This is a genomic window from Xanthomonas sp. NCPPB 2933, assembly GCF_056725225.1.
Map to the genome: position 1 here is coordinate 2,501,894 of NZ_CM161518.1, position 14,687 is coordinate 2,516,580.

Here is a 14,687-nt window from a genome sequence, read left to right on the forward strand (position 1 = left end):
AAACAGCAGGGGCGCTTGCAACTGAAATAGCGCTTGCAACTGCAATGGCGCTCGGCGCTGTGCGCCTCATCACCACCGCATCGATCACACACTCAGCTCAGCGAAATACGGATCGCGGCAGCCGCAGCCAGCGGCGCCAGAACCACACCGATCACCAAGCCGGCGCCCAACAACAACAGCGCACCCACCGCATCCTGTCCTTGTCCACTTGCCGCAACACTGCCGGCACCGAACACCAGCACCGGCACATACAACGGCAACGCCAGCAACGCCACGAGAATACCAGAGCGTTTCATCGTCACCGTCAGCGCTGCAACCACGGCGCCGAGCAGACTTAAAAGCGGTGTTCCCAGCGCCAACGATGCCAGCAACACGGGGAGTTGGTCATGTGGCAGGTGCAGCAATTCGCCCAGCAGCGGCGTCACCGCAATCAGCGGCAACGCGCTGGTCGCCCAGTGCAGCAGCACGCGTACCGCGATCAGCCACGCCAACGGCACCGGCGCCAGCAGCCATTGCTCCATCGAGCCGTCCTCCACATCGCTGCGGAACAACGCATCCAGCGACAGCAAGCCGGCCAGCAGTACCGACAACCACAGCACCGCCGGCGCGGCCTGCGCCAGCAGGTCGGGGCGTCCGCCCAGGCCCAGCGCGAACAACACCACGATCAGCAGCGCGAACAGGGCCGGCTGCAGCGCATCGCTGCGACGGCGCCACAGCAATTGCAGATCGCGGCTGAGCAGAGCGCGCGCGGCCTGCCACAGCGAAGGTTGTGGCGAATGCAGGCTCATGCCGCCGCCTCCAGCGTGAGCATGCGCGTGCGCACCGGCGGCGCCGCATAGGCGCCGTGAGTGGTGACCAGCGCCGCGCCACCACCGCGCAGATGCGCGGAGATCATCCGGTTGACCAGGGTGATGCCGTCCAGATCCAGGTTGGCGTAGGGCTCGTCCAGCAGCCACAGCGGGGCCGGCGACAGCCACAACCGCGCCAATGCCAGGCGCTTGCGTTGGCCGGCCGACAATTGCCGAACCAGCGCATCTTCGTAACCGGCCAGGCCGACGATAGCCAGCGCACTGCCGGGCATCTGCTTGGCGCGGCGGCCATGCAAACCACACAAAAAGTGCAGGTTCTCCAGCGTGCTGAGGTCGGCTTTCAGGCCCGGCAGGTGACTGAGATAGGCCATGAAGCGACTGCGGTCGCCGCGCCGCGCGGTCTTGCCGTCGATCAGGATCTGCCCACGCTCCACATGCAGCAGCCCGGCCAGCACCCGCAGCAGCGTGGTCTTGCCGGCGCCGTTGTCGCCCTGCACCAGCAAGGCTTCGCCGGCATCGACATGGAAATCCAGCGGGCCGAACACCGGCTCCTCGTTGCGGCTGAAGGCCAGGGCGCGCGCGGCCAGCAGCGGTGGCGCAGTGTGCAGCGGTTCGATCATCGGGGCAGCGGGCTCCCGTCGCGGGACGGCATGGGGAAGGGCCTGGGCATGGCACGCTCCAGACTGGGCGCGCATTGTAGCGACGATGGCCCGGTGTCGGGGGTGCACCGGGCGGCCTGATGTGTCTGGGAACGCTGTTTTGCACCGGCCGGGAGCAACCGCCTGGCGGCTTTGCGTACACTCGCGGTCCCCCCGTTTCTTGTCCGGACCGGCACGATGCCCCTCACGACCAAGCTGCCCAAGGTGGGCACCACCATCTTCACCGTCATGTCGCAGCTGGCGGCCGAGCACGGCGCGGTGAATCTGGGCCAGGGTTTTCCCGATTTTGCGGTGCCGTCGCGGCTGGTCGATGAACTGACCAAGGCCATGGCAGCCGGCCACAACCAGTACCCGCCGATGACCGGCGTGGCGGCGTTGCGCCAGGCCATCGCCGGCAAGGCGCAGCGTTGCTACGGCGCGCAGGTCGATGCCGACAGCGAGATCACCGTCACCAGCGGCGCCACCGAGGCGATCTTCAACGCCATCCACGCGGTGGTGCGCGCAGGCGAGGAGGTCATCGTGCTGGACCCGGCCTACGATTGCTACGAGCCGGCGATCGATCTGGCCGGCGCGCGCGCGGTGCACGTGGCGCTGCACCCGCAGACCTTCGCGGTCGATTGGGATGCCTTGCGCGCGGCGATCACGCCGAAGACGCGCCTGCTGATGATCAACTCGCCGCACAACCCATCCGGCGCGATGCTGTCTGCCGCCGACATGCAGACGCTGACGGAGTTGCTGTGCGGCACCGAGATCTTCCTTCTCTCTGACGAGGTCTACGAACACATCGTGTTCGACGGCCGCCGTCACGAGTCGGTGTTGCGCTGGCCGGAGTTGCGCGAGCGCGCATTCGTGATTTCCAGCTTCGGCAAGACCTATCATTGCACCGGCTGGAAGATCGGCTACGCCATCGCACCGCCCGCTTTGAGCGCCGAATTCCGCAAGGTGCACCAGTACAACACCTTCACCAGCTTCGGCCCGGCCCAGCACGCGTTTGCCGCGATGATCCGCGACGAACCCGAACACGACGAGCAACTGGGCGCGTTCTATCAAGCCAAGCGCGACCGTTTCCGCGAGCAGCTGCTGACCACACGTCTGAAACCACTGCCGGTGCCTGGCGGCTATTTCCAGCTGGTGGATTATTCGGCCATCAGCGATCTGCCCGACACCGAATTCGTGAAGTGGCTGACGGTGGAGAAGGGCGTGGCGGCGATTCCGCTCTCGCCGTTCTATGAAACCGCGCCCGCTGGCCAGCGTCTGGCACGGCTGTGCTTTGCCAAAAACGATGCGACGCTGGATGCGGCGATCGAGCGCTTGCAGCAGCTCTGACGAGCTGGGAATGGGGAATCGGGATTGGGGAATCGTAAGAGCGTCACTGGACTCCTTCTCGATTCCTGCCGGCCCGGGACAGGGAATCGTGAGCGCGTCGCTGGTGTCCTTCTTGCCTCTCCGATGTCGTCACCCACATAGCGCACATACACCACCACACTCGCTCTACCCATTCCCGATTCCCCACTCCCCATTCCCGAGCCTCAACCATGCACGACCTCCGCATCTCGCTTGTCCAGGGCGACACCCGCTGGCATGACCCGGCCGGCAACCGCGATTACTACGGCGCGTTGCTGGAGCCGTTGGTCGGGCAAACCGATCTGGTGATCCTGCCGGAGACCTTCACCAGTGGGTTCTCCAACGATGCCATCTTCAAGGCGGAAGGCATGGGCGGCCCCACGGTGGCGTGGATCCGTGCACAGGCAACAACGCTGGGGGCCGCCATCACCGGCAGCGTGCAGGTACGCACCGAGCAGGGCGTGTTCAACCGCCTGCTATGGGCTACGCCGGATGGCGCGCTGCAGTACTACGACAAACGCCACCTGTTCCGCTTCGGTAACGAGCATCTGCGCTATGCCGCCGGGCGCGATCGCCTGACAGTGGAATGGAAGGGCTGGCGAATCAATCCACAGGTCTGCTACGACCTGCGTTTTCCAGTGTTCTGCCGCAATCGCTACGATGTCGAGCGGCCGGGGCAGCTGGATTTCGATCTGCAATTGTTCGTGGCCAACTGGCCGTCTGCGCGCGCCTACGCGTGGGAGACGCTGCTGCGCGCACGCGCGATCGAGAACCTGTGCTTTGTGGCGGCGGTCAACCGCGTCGGCGTCGATGGCAATCAGCTGCACTACGCCGGCGACAGCGCGGTGATCGACTTTTTGGGGCAGCCGCAGGTGGAAATCCGCGAGCGGCCGCAGGTGGTCACCACCACCATCAGTGCGTCGGCGCTGGCCGAGCATCGCGCGCGCTTCCCGGCGATGCTGGATGCGGATACGTTTTCGTTGACGGAGTAGGCCGGAGCCGGCGGTGGGATTGGGGATTAGGGATTCGCAACAGCGAGCATGCTGCTGCCTGCGCCAATGTCGCTTACGCCAATCCCGAATCCCGAATCCCGAATATCCAATCCCCAATCCCGAATATCCAATCCCGAATCCCGGCTACTCAGCCAGCCGAATTTCGTAAAGCTTCGGCCAATGCTTGCCGGTCACGAACAGGCGATCGTGTTTGGCGTCATAGGCGATGCCGTTGAGCACATCGTTGCCCGGATCCGTCAGTGTCTCGTCATCCGGCACCAGTGCCTTCAGATCGATCCAGCCGACCACCTTGCCGCTGGCCGGGTCGATGCGTGCGATGCGCGTGGTCAGCCAGACATTTGCCAACAACTCGCCCTTCACCCATTCCAGCTCGTTGAGGTTGTCCAGTGGCCTGCCGCTGGCGGTGACTTTGATACTGCCGACCTGTTGCAGCGTCTCCGGATCGAGGCGGCGGATGGTGGAGCTGCCATCGCTCATGTACAGGCTGCTGGCATCGTTGGTCAGCGCCCAGCCCTCGCCGGAGTACGCAAAACGCGTACGCGGCGTGAGGGTGGCCAGGTCGTAGACAAAGCCCTGCTGATTGCGCCAGGTCAGTTGAATCAGCTTGTCGCGCCAGGCCACGATGCCTTCGCCGAAGTAGGGCGGCGGTGTCGTGGCTTGCTGCAGTACGCGGCCGGTGTGCAGCTCGACCTTGCGTACGCTGGAACGGCCAAGTTCCCCGGTGCTTTCGTAAAGGTATCCGTCCAGATAGAACAGGCCCTCGGTGAACGCGCCGGTGTCGTGCGGATAGGTCTTCACCACGGTGTAGCGCTGGGTCGGAATGGCCTCGCCGGCAATGGCCGCAGACGGCAATAGCAGGGCGGTCAATAGGGTGAGGTGAGCGGTGCGCAACATGCCGCGATCATCCCATGCGCAAAGCGCTTTCTGCACCACCAGGCACGCCTGGCGGCAGCGGCAATCATTCGCTGAACGGTCGCCTGTGCGATGCCCGGAAGTTGTCGCGACTGCCACGCCGGCGCTGCTAGGCTCGGCGCCACGTTCATCAACCGGAATGCCCACATGATCAAGTCGCTTTCTCTTTTCGCGCTGCTGGGCGCTGCCGCACTCGCACCGCAGGCCCAGGCTGCAGGCAACATCGACTGCAAACTGTCGTTCAATCTGGAAGGCTGGTCGGTGTTCTACAAGACCGCCAGCGGCACCGGCACCATCACCTGCGACAACGGTGCAGTGATTCCGGTCAAGATCTCCAGCAAGGGCGGCGGCCTGACGGTCGGCAAGTCCAAGATCACCGGCGGCCGCGGCACCTTCAGCGGCGCCTACAGCCTCAATGATCTGCTCGGCACCTACGCGGCGGCCGAAGCGCATGCCGGCATCGTCAAATCCAGCACCGCACAGGTCGTCACCAAGGGCGACATTTCGCTGGCTCTGGCCGGAACGGGCGAGGGCGTGGATCTGGGCGTCAATGTAGGCAATTTCGTGATCGAGCGTCGCAAGTAAGGACGCAGCAGATCGCGCTGAAGACGGCACTGAACACGCGCATCGGACGGCCGTGCAACACGCACTGCTCGTAACTACGCATACCGACCATCTCGACCGGTCCTTGCCCGCCCACCGTCGCGGGACCTTACGCGGCATGGATGCCGCGTAAGAGCCTACACGGACGTACTTGCGGCGTGTCCCGCGATGGTGGGCGGGCAAGGGCCCTGCAGCCAAGCCGCAGATCATCTTGTTGGCCGCGCTAAAGCTGCCTTGTGTGCCGGTTCGCTGGTGCGAGCCACAGTTAATGTCTTCGCGCTTACTTCGATGTATCGCGTGATTCAAGCGGACATGATCCAAGCGAAAACGAAAAACGGCCCTTCGCAGGGCCGTTTTTTAGTGCGCGTCTTGTAGCTTAGCGACCGCGATTGCCACCGCCTGGTGGCCGACGGTTGCCGCCACCCGGCGGACGACCACCCGGACCACCTGGGCCACGCGGTGCGCCGCCCGGGCCACCGGGACCGCGATTACCGCCCGGTCCACGGTTGCCGCCGGGGCCGCCTGCACGTGCGCCGGTCGGGCGACCGGCTGCCGGACGTGCCGCGCCATACGGGCTGAAACCCGGGTTGGCGTGGTCGGACGGGAAGCTCGGTGCGTTGCCCGGGTGGCCGTACGGATGCTTGCGCTGACCCTGGCCTTGACCCTGCGACTGGCCTTGTCCACCGCCGCCGCCAGCACCGCCACGGCCTTGACCCTGGCCCTGACCGCCTGCACCCGGACGCGCACCGCCCGGACCCTTCTTGGCGTACGGACGTGCCTGGCCGGTGCCGGGACCGCTGGGGCCGGCGTTGCGGTGGCCGCTCGGGCCGGTGCTCACGCCATCGGGCACATACCAGCTGCGGAACGCGGCCGGATTGCCGTCCGGCAACGCGCGATCGCCCTTGCCCGGCGCGCGCGGCTTGAACGGGCGCTGCTGCGACTGCCGCGCGGCCGCTTCGCCGCTGACGGTGAGACCACCCTTGAAACCGCCCGGCTTGCCGCGACCACGGCCGCCACGATCGTCACGCGGATTGTCGAAACGCCGCAGCTCGCGGCCTTCGTCGGCACCGGAGGTCTGGCCATTGACGTAGGCATTGCTGCGGCCATCACGCGAGACGTGCACGGTGGATTTGGCCGCACGGCGCTGGCCGATCACCGGCTGCAGCGTCAGTGCCGACGGTGCGCCTTCTTCCAGCTTGAGTTCGGCGCGCAGGGCGTCGACCTTTTCCTGCGCGACTTCCACCGACTGCCCACGCAGCAACTCGCGCGGCAGCGAAATCTTGCCGTAGCGGCTGCGCTTGAGGCGGCTGACCTGGCAGCCTTGCGACTCCCACAGACGGCGCACTTCGCGGTTGCGGCCTTCCTTGACCACGACGCGGAACCAGTCGTGCGAGTCGGTACCGCCGATGCGCTCGATCTCGTCGAACTTGGCGCCGCCGTCTTCCAGCAGCACACCGCGCGACAGGCGCTCGATGATGGCGTCGGAGACCTTGTCCTCGCCTTCCGGCGCGCGCACGCGCACCACGTATTCGCGTTCGACCTCGTAAGAGGGATGCATCATCGCGTTGGCCAGCTCACCGTCGGTGGTCAGCAGCAGCAGGCCGGTGGTGTTGATGTCCAGGCGGCCGATGGCGATCCAGCGCGAGCCCTTCAATGCCGGCAGCGACTCGAATACGGTCGGACGGCCTTCGGGATCTTCGCGCGTGGTCACTTCGCCTTCGGGCTTGTTGTAGATCAGCACGCGCGAGGGCTCGGTCAGCGCGCTGGCGACGAAACTGCGGCCGTCCAGCTCGATCTTGTCGCCGCTGCGCACCGACATGCCGGTCTGCGCGACGGCGCCATTGACCTTGATCAGGCCATCGGCAATGCGCTGTTCCAGCGCGCGGCGCGACCCCAGGCCGGCCTGGGCCAGCACCTTGTGCAGGCGCTCTTCCAGCTTGGGCGCTTCGGGCGCGCTGTCGCGCTTGAGAGAGAGTTTGTTCAACGACAGCTTGCGGGGGGTGTCACTCATGTGTCTGGCTCCGGCCGACGCGTTGCGGGTCGGCCTCTGGGTCGGAATCGGCTTCGTCAACAGCCACGGTCGTCGTCGCGACGGCGTTGTCTTCGTCTTCGTTCACTGCATCCGCGCGCGTGCCCGGCGCGGTGTCGGGGGCGCCCTCACGGGCGTCGTCTGGGTCCAACGTGTTCTGGTCCTGCGCCGAGGCATGCTCGGAGTGTTGCGGTGTTGCGTCGATCGGGTCTTCGGCATCGGTGGCGTTGTCTGCATCGCCGGCGTCGTGTGTTTCTTCATCCAATTCGGCATCGGTGGTGTCGCCATCAGAGTCCGCGTCTGCCGCATCGGCATGCGTCTCACCCAGCGCTGCATCCATCGCCACCGATGCCGGCACTGCGCCATCCAGCTGACCATCGCGGTCCAGCGGCAGCTGCGGTTCCAGCTCGGCGATGTCCTTCAACTCAGACAATGGCGGCAGCTCGTCCAATCGCTTGAGTCCGAAGTAGTCCAGAAACCCCTTGGTGGTACCGAACAGGGCCGGCTTGCCGGGCACGTCGCGGTGACCCACCACGCGGATCCATTCGCGTTCTTCCAGGGCCTGGATGATGTTGCTGCTGACCGCCACGCCGCGCACCTGCTCGATCTCGCCGCGGGTGATCGGCTGGCGGTAGGCGATCAGCGCCAGGGTTTCCAGCGTGGCGCGGGTGTACTTGGTGCGGCGCTCGGTCCACAGCCGGGCGACCCAGCCATGCACGTCGGCCTTGACCTGAAAGCGGAAGCCCGAGGCCACCTCGACCAGTTCCACGCCGCGGTCGGCGCAGCCCTCGCGCAACAGTTCCAGCGCGCGCTCGACGCTGCCGGGCGGCGCCGGCTCTTCTTCGGGAAACAAGCCCTGCAGCTGCGCCAGCGTCAACGGCTGGCTGCTCGCCAACAGGGCGGCTTCGATAATGCGGGTGATCAACGCTTGATCCATTCGGTGATCGGCTTCAGATAGGTTCGTTGGCGGCATCGCTGTCGTCGAATTCGCTGGAGAATTGCAACGGCGCATTGGTATTGCCCAACGCCAACGACTTCACGTAGATCGGCGCCAGCGGCGCTTCCTGCACGATGTCCAGCAACTGCTCCTTGGCCAATTCGAGCAGCGCCAGGAAGGTGACCAGCACGCCGAGCTTGCCTTCTTCGGCAGTGAACAGCGATTCGAAACGGTAGAACTTGCCATCGTCCAGACGGCTCAGCACGTCGCCCATGCGCTGGCGCACACTCAGCGCCTCGCGCTTGATCGCGTGGCCGGTGAACAGTTCGGCGCGCTTGAGCACGTCGTACAGCGCCATCAGCATTTCTTTCAGTTCCACCGGCGGCGGCAGCTTGACCGCTGCGCGCTCGGGCAGATGCGCCTGTACCGGCGCACTGTCGCGGCCCATGCGGGGCAGGGTGTCCAGATCCTCGGCGGCCTGCTTGAAGCGTTCGTATTCCTGCAACCGGCGTACCAACTCGGCACGCGGATCGTTTTCCTCGCCTTCCTGGCTGGGCGGGCGCGGTAACAGCATGCGCGATTTGATCTCGGCCAGAATCGCGGCCATCACCAGATATTCGGCCGCCAGTTCGAAGCGCAGCTCCTGCATCACATTGATGTAGTCCACGTACTGCCGGGTGATCTCGGCGACGGGGATATCCAGAATGTCCAGATTCTGGCGGCGGATCAGATACAGCAGCAGATCCAGCGGGCCTTCGAAGGCATCCAGGATGACTTCCAGCGCGTCCGGCGGAATATACAGATCCTGCGGGATCTGTAGCACCGGTTGCCCATGCACCACCGCCAGCGGCATTTCCTGCTGCTGTGGCGGCGCGCTTGTGGCTGGCGGATTCGCGTCGTGCGCGAGTTCGGAATTCATCAGGTCGACATCGGGTGTTACGGTCGCCGGCCGCGGTCTGAGCCGCGCCTGCAGGGCTTTGCCTTGAGTAATTGCAATCTAATGTCGTGCCTGTGCCGGCACGATCCCACAAATCCACGTACGCCAATCCACATGAAAGCAGACGCCACGTGGCATGCGGCGACGGAACAGCGAGGAGGTCGTCTACACGGGGCCGGTGGTAGGCAGCGAATCGGTCGTCGAGTGAGGCGTGGGGCCTGGGCCGACGGGCCGCTGCGTCCGGTTGCGTGTGCAGTGGTGCCAAGGGTAATGCGTGCGCGGGGGCGGTGTCCAGCGCTGACACGGCTAGAATCTCCGGCAGTGATCTTCAAGTCTTTGGCGAGGTGGCGTGTGTGGTACGTAATCGAAGGGTATGACCAGGCCGACGCACTGGCCGCGCGGCAGCAGGCGCGACCGGCGCATCTGGCACGTTTGCAGGCGCTTGCGGCGTCCGGCCGCTTGCTGGTGGCGGGCCCATGCCCGGCCATCGATGCCGAGGATCCGGGTCCGGCCGGTTTCAGCGGCAGCGTGGTCATTGCCGAATTCGAGTCGCTGGAACAGGCGCGCGTCTGGGCCGATGCGGATCCGTATGTAGCGGCGGGCGTGTATGTGCGCACCGAGGTCCGCCCGTTCCGGCGGGTGCTGCCATGAGCCGGGTCGAGCGGATCCGCGCCGCATTGCAGTCGGCCCTGGCGCCGAGCGAGCTGGAGGTGGTGGACGACAGCCATCGCCACGCCGGGCATGCCGGCGCGCGCGATGGGCGCGGGCATTTCAATGTGCGCGTGGTCAGTGCCGCGTTCGTTGGAAAGGCGCCGCTGGCCCGCCACCGGGCGGTGTACGCCGCAGTCGGCGAGATGATGCAGACCGATATCCACGCCTTGTCGATCGAGGCGTTTGCGCCTGGTGAGGCGGGGTAACCAGGTCCGCCGTCGTAGGAGCGCACCTGGGCGCGACAGGGGTTATCGGTAAGGCCCGTCGCGCCCAGGTGCGCTCCTACGGGGTCGACTGTCCCCTGACATGACGGAACAAACTGCCCCAACCGTGATCCACGTTGTGCTTCGCTGGTGGACACGACAGTGCGGGATTGTTGCGACGCAGCACAATCTTTCACCTATTCATCACTTGCAGCTATTTGATCTGTAAGCGTTTTCATTGATGTGAAGATGGGGGTTTACGCCCTCATATGAAAACGCTTACAGTCCGCGCCAGTTTTGGGAACTCGGTCGCGGAGGGCGACACGAATGGCCAATGGTGCGGTCACCATCAAAGATGTCGCTCGGGAAGCACAGGTCTCCGTCGCAACGGTGTCGCGTGCGCTCAATGGGCACGATAACGTCGCCGGGCCGGTGCGCCAGTTGGTGCAGGAAGTGGCCGCGCGGTTGCGCTACAGCCCGCATGCGGCGGCGCGCAGCCTCAGCAGCCGACGCACACAGACCCTGGGCGTGGTGCTGCCGGATCTGTACGGCGAATTCTTTTCCGAACTGATCCGCGGCATCGACGGTGCGGCGCGCGCCGCTGGCCAGCACCTGCTGGTGTCCAGCTATCACGGCGACCCGGAAGCGCAGGGCAGGGCGTTGCAGTCCATGCGCGGACGTGTCGACGGCTTGCTGGTGCTGTCTCCCTACGCCGAGCAGCCGGGTTTTCTCACCGATAACCTGCCGCAGGCGCTGCCGACGGTGTTGATCAATGCGCATCTGCCCGGTGCCGATTATCCGGTACTGAGCATCGACGACCATGCCGGCGCCATGGCGATGACCGAGCATCTGCTGCGCGCCGGCCATCGGCGCATCGCCTTCATCGGCGGTCCGGCGCTCAATTTCGATGCGCGCGAACGCCTGCGCGGGTTCCGCGATGCGATCGCCGCGCATGGCGATCAAGCACAGGGTCTGGAATATCCGGGCGATTTCGACGAGGCCTCCGGTCACCGCGCCGGGCTGGCGATGCTGGCCGACGGCACGTTGCCGGATGCGGTGTTCGCCGCCAACGACATGACCGCGCTGGGCTGCCTGTACGCGTTTGCGCAGGCCGATGTCTCGGTGCCCGGCGATGTTGCCCTGGCGGGCTTCGACGATATTCCGCTGGCCCGTTTCGTCCATCCGGCACTGACCACGATGCGGGTCAGCATCGCCCACCTGGGCGGGCAGGCAATGACCCGGCTGATGCGGCTGGTCGACCAGACCGGCGACGACGACGGCATCCGCCAGTTGCTGACGCCAGAGCTGGTGATCCGCGCCTCCTGCGGTGCCGGCGAGCCCGGCCTCTGACTCCATTCGCTGCTGATCCATTCGGTCCTGACCTTTGTCTGGCCACTGACCTCTTCGCGGACGTTCTGTCCGCTCCCGCTGCCCCCGCAGCGGTCGTTCCTGCAAGACCGCAACGCCACAACAACACTCTGTACCGATCCCTGGAGGGACCAATGCGCCACCACAACCCCTATTCCGCCAGTCCGGCGCGCAAGCTGCTCAGCTGCGCCCTGGCCAGTTGCCTGCTGCTGGGCGCCGCACCGGCCTTTGCGCAGAGTGCTGCCGCGACCATCCGCGGCCAGGTCACCGTCGACTCCGCACCTGCCACCCAGGCACAGGTCACCGCCACCAACCTGGCCACCGGCCTGACCCGCAGCGTACAGGTCAGCAATGGCGGCTATTCGCTCGGCGGCCTGCCGCCGGGTTCGTACCGTCTGGACGTCACCGCCAATGGCCAGACCACCTCGCAGAACGTCACCGTGCAGGTCGGCCAGACCGCCACGTTGAACCTGGGCGTCGGCGGCGAACCTGCCACGGCCGACGGTGGTAACGCCACCACGCTGGATGCGGTGCAGGTGAAGGCGCCGCCGGTGCTGGTGGAAACCCGCACCTCCGAGAACGCCACGTATATCTCCAACGTGCAGATCCAGAACCTGCCGCGTGCCACGCGCAACTTCCTGGAACTGGCCGACACCGTGCCGAACGTGCAGTTCACCCGCGATGCCAACGGCACCACCAAGGTCCGTTCGGGCGCTACCTCGGCCGAAGGCACCAACGTCTACATCGACGGCGTGAGCCAGAAGAACTACGTGCTGACCGGCGGCGTCAGTGGCCAGGATTCCAGCCGCGGCAACCCGTTCCCGCAGTCGGCGATCGGCGAGTACAAGGTCATCACCTCCAACTACAAGGCCGAGTTCGACCAGGTCAGCGGCGCGGCCATCGTGGCTTCGTCCAAGTCCGGTACCAACGATTTCCACGGCAGCTTCTTCTGGGACACCAGCAACGACGGCTGGCGCGAAGAAAGCCCGCTGGAAAAACGCGCTGGCGTGCGCGACGACTTCGAAGAGACCCAGTACGGCGCGACCTTCAGCGGCCCGATCCTCAAGGACAAGGCGCATTTCTTCATCGCCTATGAAGCCAAGGAATACACCACCCCGAACGTGGTGATCCCCGGCTCGATCTATTCCGACCGCGTCGACCAGTTGCCGGCGCAGCTGCAGCCGCTGGTGGCCACCTACAGCACGCCGTTCAAGGAAGACCTGTACTTCGCCAAGATCGACTGGACCATCGGCGAGAACAACCTGTTCGAACTGAGCGGCAAGTACCGCAAGGAAGACGAGCTCAACGACGTCGGCGGCACCTCGACCTTCGAGCACGGCAGCATCAACGGCCAGGAAGAAAAGCGCGCCAACCTGCGCTGGCAGTACAGCGGTGCCAATTTCCTCAACGAAGCCAACCTCAGCTACGAGAGCGCGTTCTGGAACCAGGCGCCGATCAACAACGGCACCGGCTACGTGCTCAGCTACACGCCCAACCGTGGTAACGAGACCGACGTGCTCGCCGCAGGCGCGGGCAGCAGCTTCCAGCGCAAGGGCCAGAAGGGCTGGACGTTCCAGGACGATTTGACCTTGAACAGCCTGGAATGGCACGGCGCGCACACCGTCAAGATGGGCGTGAAGTTCAAGAGCATCGATCTGAATTCCACCCAGTTCAACCCGGCCAACCCGCAGTACTACTACAACATCCTCAGCGACGTCGAAACGCCGTACCGGGTGCGCTTCGGTGCGCCGCTGGTCGAAGGCGGCGGCTCGGTGGTGTCCAAGAACAAGCAGTACGGCATCTACCTGCAGGACGACTGGGAGGTCAACGAGCACTGGACCTTGAACCTGGGCGTGCGCTACGACTACGAAGAATCCCCGGCGTTTCTGGACTTCGTGACGCCCTCCGACGTCGCCGGTGCGTTGCAGAACTGGCCCAACCTGCAAAACGCCAACTACAACATCAACGACTTCATCAGCACCGGCAACAACCGCAAGGCGTTCAAGAACGCCTGGCAGCCGCGCCTGGGTGCCTCCTATGACCTATTCGGCGATCAGGCGCATGTGATCTACGGCGGTGCCGGCCGTGCGTACGACCGCAACATCTTCGATTACCTGGCCTTGGAGCAGCTCAACAACTCGTTCAACTCCTATAGCTACTACTTCACCAGCGCCAACAACCCGGCTTGCCTGGGCGACCCGTGCACCGCATGGAATCCGGCCTACAGCACGCAGGAAGGCCTGAACACGTTGACGGCCAACAGCACCGGCGGTGGCGGTCGCGAGGTCTACCTGATCGACAACAACATCAAGACTCCGTACTCGGACCAATACAGCATCGGCATGCGCAACATGGTGCCGCTGTGGGGCCAGGACTGGTACACCGATGTGACCTTGAGCCGCATCGAAAGTCATGACGGCTTCGCGTTCGTGCGCGGCAACCGTCTGCCGGACGGCTCGTTCTTCCAGCCGGGCACCACTTCCGGCTCGCCGAACGATGGTCCCGATGGCTACAGCGCCATCGTGCTGGGCACCAATGGCGTGGAAACCCGCAACAACCAGCTCGCCTTGCAGGTCGAAAAGCCCTATGACGAGGAATCCGGCTGGGGCCTAACCGTGGCCTACACCTTCTCCGATGCCAAGGAAAATCGCCAGTTCGGCGAGCATTACGCACTGGATCGCGAACGCGTCGAAGACTACGGCTGGCGTGAGGCCGGCGGTATCGCCAAGAATCGTCTGGTGGTCACCGGCATCTACGAGCTGCCTTACGAAATCAAGCTGTCCGGCAAGCTGTCACTGGCCAGCCAGACCGCGCGCTATGGCCAGAACTGCGTGGCCGGCAACGACCAGTGCTATATCGTCCAGTTCAAGCCGGACGGCACGCTGGGCTACAAGGAGTTCAGCATCGCGGCCAATAAAGAATGGGATACCGGCGGCGGTGTCAAATTCAACGTGCGTGCGGATATCCTCAACGTGTTCAATTGGGTGAACTACGCCAACTTCAACGGCGAAACCGGGACACTCGAAGACTTGAACACGGCTTACGGCACACCAACCGGTGTGCTGGCGTCGCCGATGCGTACCTTCCGTCTGGCCTTCGGCCTGAACTGGTGAGGTACTCGACCGCCCTGGCAGTGTCAGGGCGGTCGAACTCGGCGCCTGG

General features: G+C 65.0%; 13 protein-coding genes. 7 read left to right on the top strand and 6 right to left on the bottom strand.

Annotated elements, in window-relative coordinates:
- Positions 1-92: 92 nt before the first annotated feature.
- Both ccmB and ccmA read right to left on the bottom strand, forming a co-directional pair.
- Positions 93-788, bottom strand: a complete 696-nt coding sequence (ccmB, locus tag AC1PLU_RS10290; RefSeq protein ID WP_006452115.1) for a heme exporter protein CcmB — start codon at positions 786-788, stop codon at positions 93-95.
- On the bottom strand, positions 785-1,429 hold the full coding sequence (gene ccmA / locus AC1PLU_RS10295; protein WP_481108372.1) for a heme ABC exporter ATP-binding protein CcmA: 645 nt from the start codon (positions 1,427-1,429) through the stop codon (positions 785-787). Before ccmA ends, ccmB begins: the two co-directional genes overlap by 4 nt.
- 216 nt (positions 1,430-1,645) lie before the next feature.
- Here ccmA and AC1PLU_RS10300 point away from each other — a divergent pair, with 216 nt between their 5' ends.
- Both AC1PLU_RS10300 and AC1PLU_RS10305 read left to right on the top strand, forming a co-directional pair.
- Positions 1,646-2,794, top strand: a complete 1,149-nt coding sequence (locus tag AC1PLU_RS10300) for a pyridoxal phosphate-dependent aminotransferase (RefSeq protein WP_481108373.1) — start codon at positions 1,646-1,648, stop codon at positions 2,792-2,794.
- Between the two features lie 209 nt (positions 2,795-3,003).
- Positions 3,004-3,804: an amidohydrolase gene (locus tag AC1PLU_RS10305; RefSeq protein WP_481108374.1), complete on the top strand. Its 801-nt coding sequence runs from the start codon at positions 3,004-3,006 to the stop codon at positions 3,802-3,804.
- Between the two features lie 144 nt (positions 3,805-3,948).
- Here AC1PLU_RS10305 and AC1PLU_RS10310 read toward each other — a convergent pair whose 3' ends face one another.
- Positions 3,949-4,719, bottom strand: coding sequence for a glutaminyl-peptide cyclotransferase (locus tag AC1PLU_RS10310; protein ID WP_481108375.1), 771 nt, complete (start codon positions 4,717-4,719; stop codon positions 3,949-3,951).
- Between the two features lie 165 nt (positions 4,720-4,884).
- Between AC1PLU_RS10310 and AC1PLU_RS10315 the strand changes: the two genes are divergently transcribed.
- Positions 4,885-5,322 (top strand): hypothetical protein, encoded by a 438-nt coding sequence (locus AC1PLU_RS10315; RefSeq protein ID WP_006452110.1) that lies wholly within the window; start codon positions 4,885-4,887, stop codon positions 5,320-5,322.
- Positions 5,323-5,716: 394 nt separating this feature from the next.
- On the opposite strand, the gene AC1PLU_RS10320 is transcribed toward AC1PLU_RS10315, so the two are convergent.
- Genes AC1PLU_RS10320 through AC1PLU_RS10330 form a run of 3 tightly spaced genes read right to left on the bottom strand, consistent with a single transcriptional unit; the run spans position 5,717 to position 9,225 of the window.
- Positions 5,717-7,351, bottom strand: coding sequence for a pseudouridine synthase (locus AC1PLU_RS10320; RefSeq protein WP_168957421.1), 1,635 nt, complete (start codon positions 7,349-7,351; stop codon positions 5,717-5,719).
- Entirely contained in the window at positions 7,344-8,306 is a 963-nt protein-coding gene (gene scpB, locus AC1PLU_RS10325; RefSeq protein ID WP_481108376.1) for an SMC-Scp complex subunit ScpB, read from the bottom strand. Before scpB ends, AC1PLU_RS10320 begins: the two co-directional genes overlap by 8 nt.
- Before the next feature lie 13 nt (positions 8,307-8,319).
- The gene (locus AC1PLU_RS10330) at positions 8,320-9,225 is read right to left on the bottom strand and encodes a segregation and condensation protein A (RefSeq protein WP_023904160.1); all 906 of its coding nucleotides are present in this window, start codon (positions 9,223-9,225) and stop codon (positions 8,320-8,322) included.
- A gap of 369 nt (positions 9,226-9,594) precedes the next feature.
- Here AC1PLU_RS10330 and AC1PLU_RS10335 point away from each other — a divergent pair, with 369 nt between their 5' ends.
- The 4 genes from AC1PLU_RS10335 (at position 9,595) to AC1PLU_RS10350 (ending at position 14,638) form a co-directional block, all read left to right on the top strand.
- Positions 9,595-9,894 carry a YciI family protein gene (locus AC1PLU_RS10335; RefSeq protein WP_115040137.1) on the top strand — a complete coding sequence of 100 codons (300 nt, stop codon included), beginning with the start codon at positions 9,595-9,597 and terminating at the stop codon, positions 9,892-9,894.
- Complete coding sequence (locus AC1PLU_RS10340; protein ID WP_104550822.1) at positions 9,891-10,160, top strand: BolA family protein; 270 nt, start codon at positions 9,891-9,893, stop codon at positions 10,158-10,160. The genes AC1PLU_RS10335 and AC1PLU_RS10340 overlap by 4 nt, the downstream gene beginning before the upstream one ends.
- A 324-nt stretch (positions 10,161-10,484) precedes the next feature.
- Entirely contained in the window at positions 10,485-11,507 is a 1,023-nt protein-coding gene (locus tag AC1PLU_RS10345) for a LacI family DNA-binding transcriptional regulator (RefSeq protein WP_006451820.1), read from the top strand.
- 152 nt (positions 11,508-11,659) lie between these two features.
- The gene (locus tag AC1PLU_RS10350) at positions 11,660-14,638 is read left to right on the top strand and encodes a TonB-dependent receptor (protein WP_481093345.1); all 2,979 of its coding nucleotides are present in this window, start codon (positions 11,660-11,662) and stop codon (positions 14,636-14,638) included.
- The last annotated feature ends 49 nt before the right edge of the window (positions 14,639-14,687 follow it).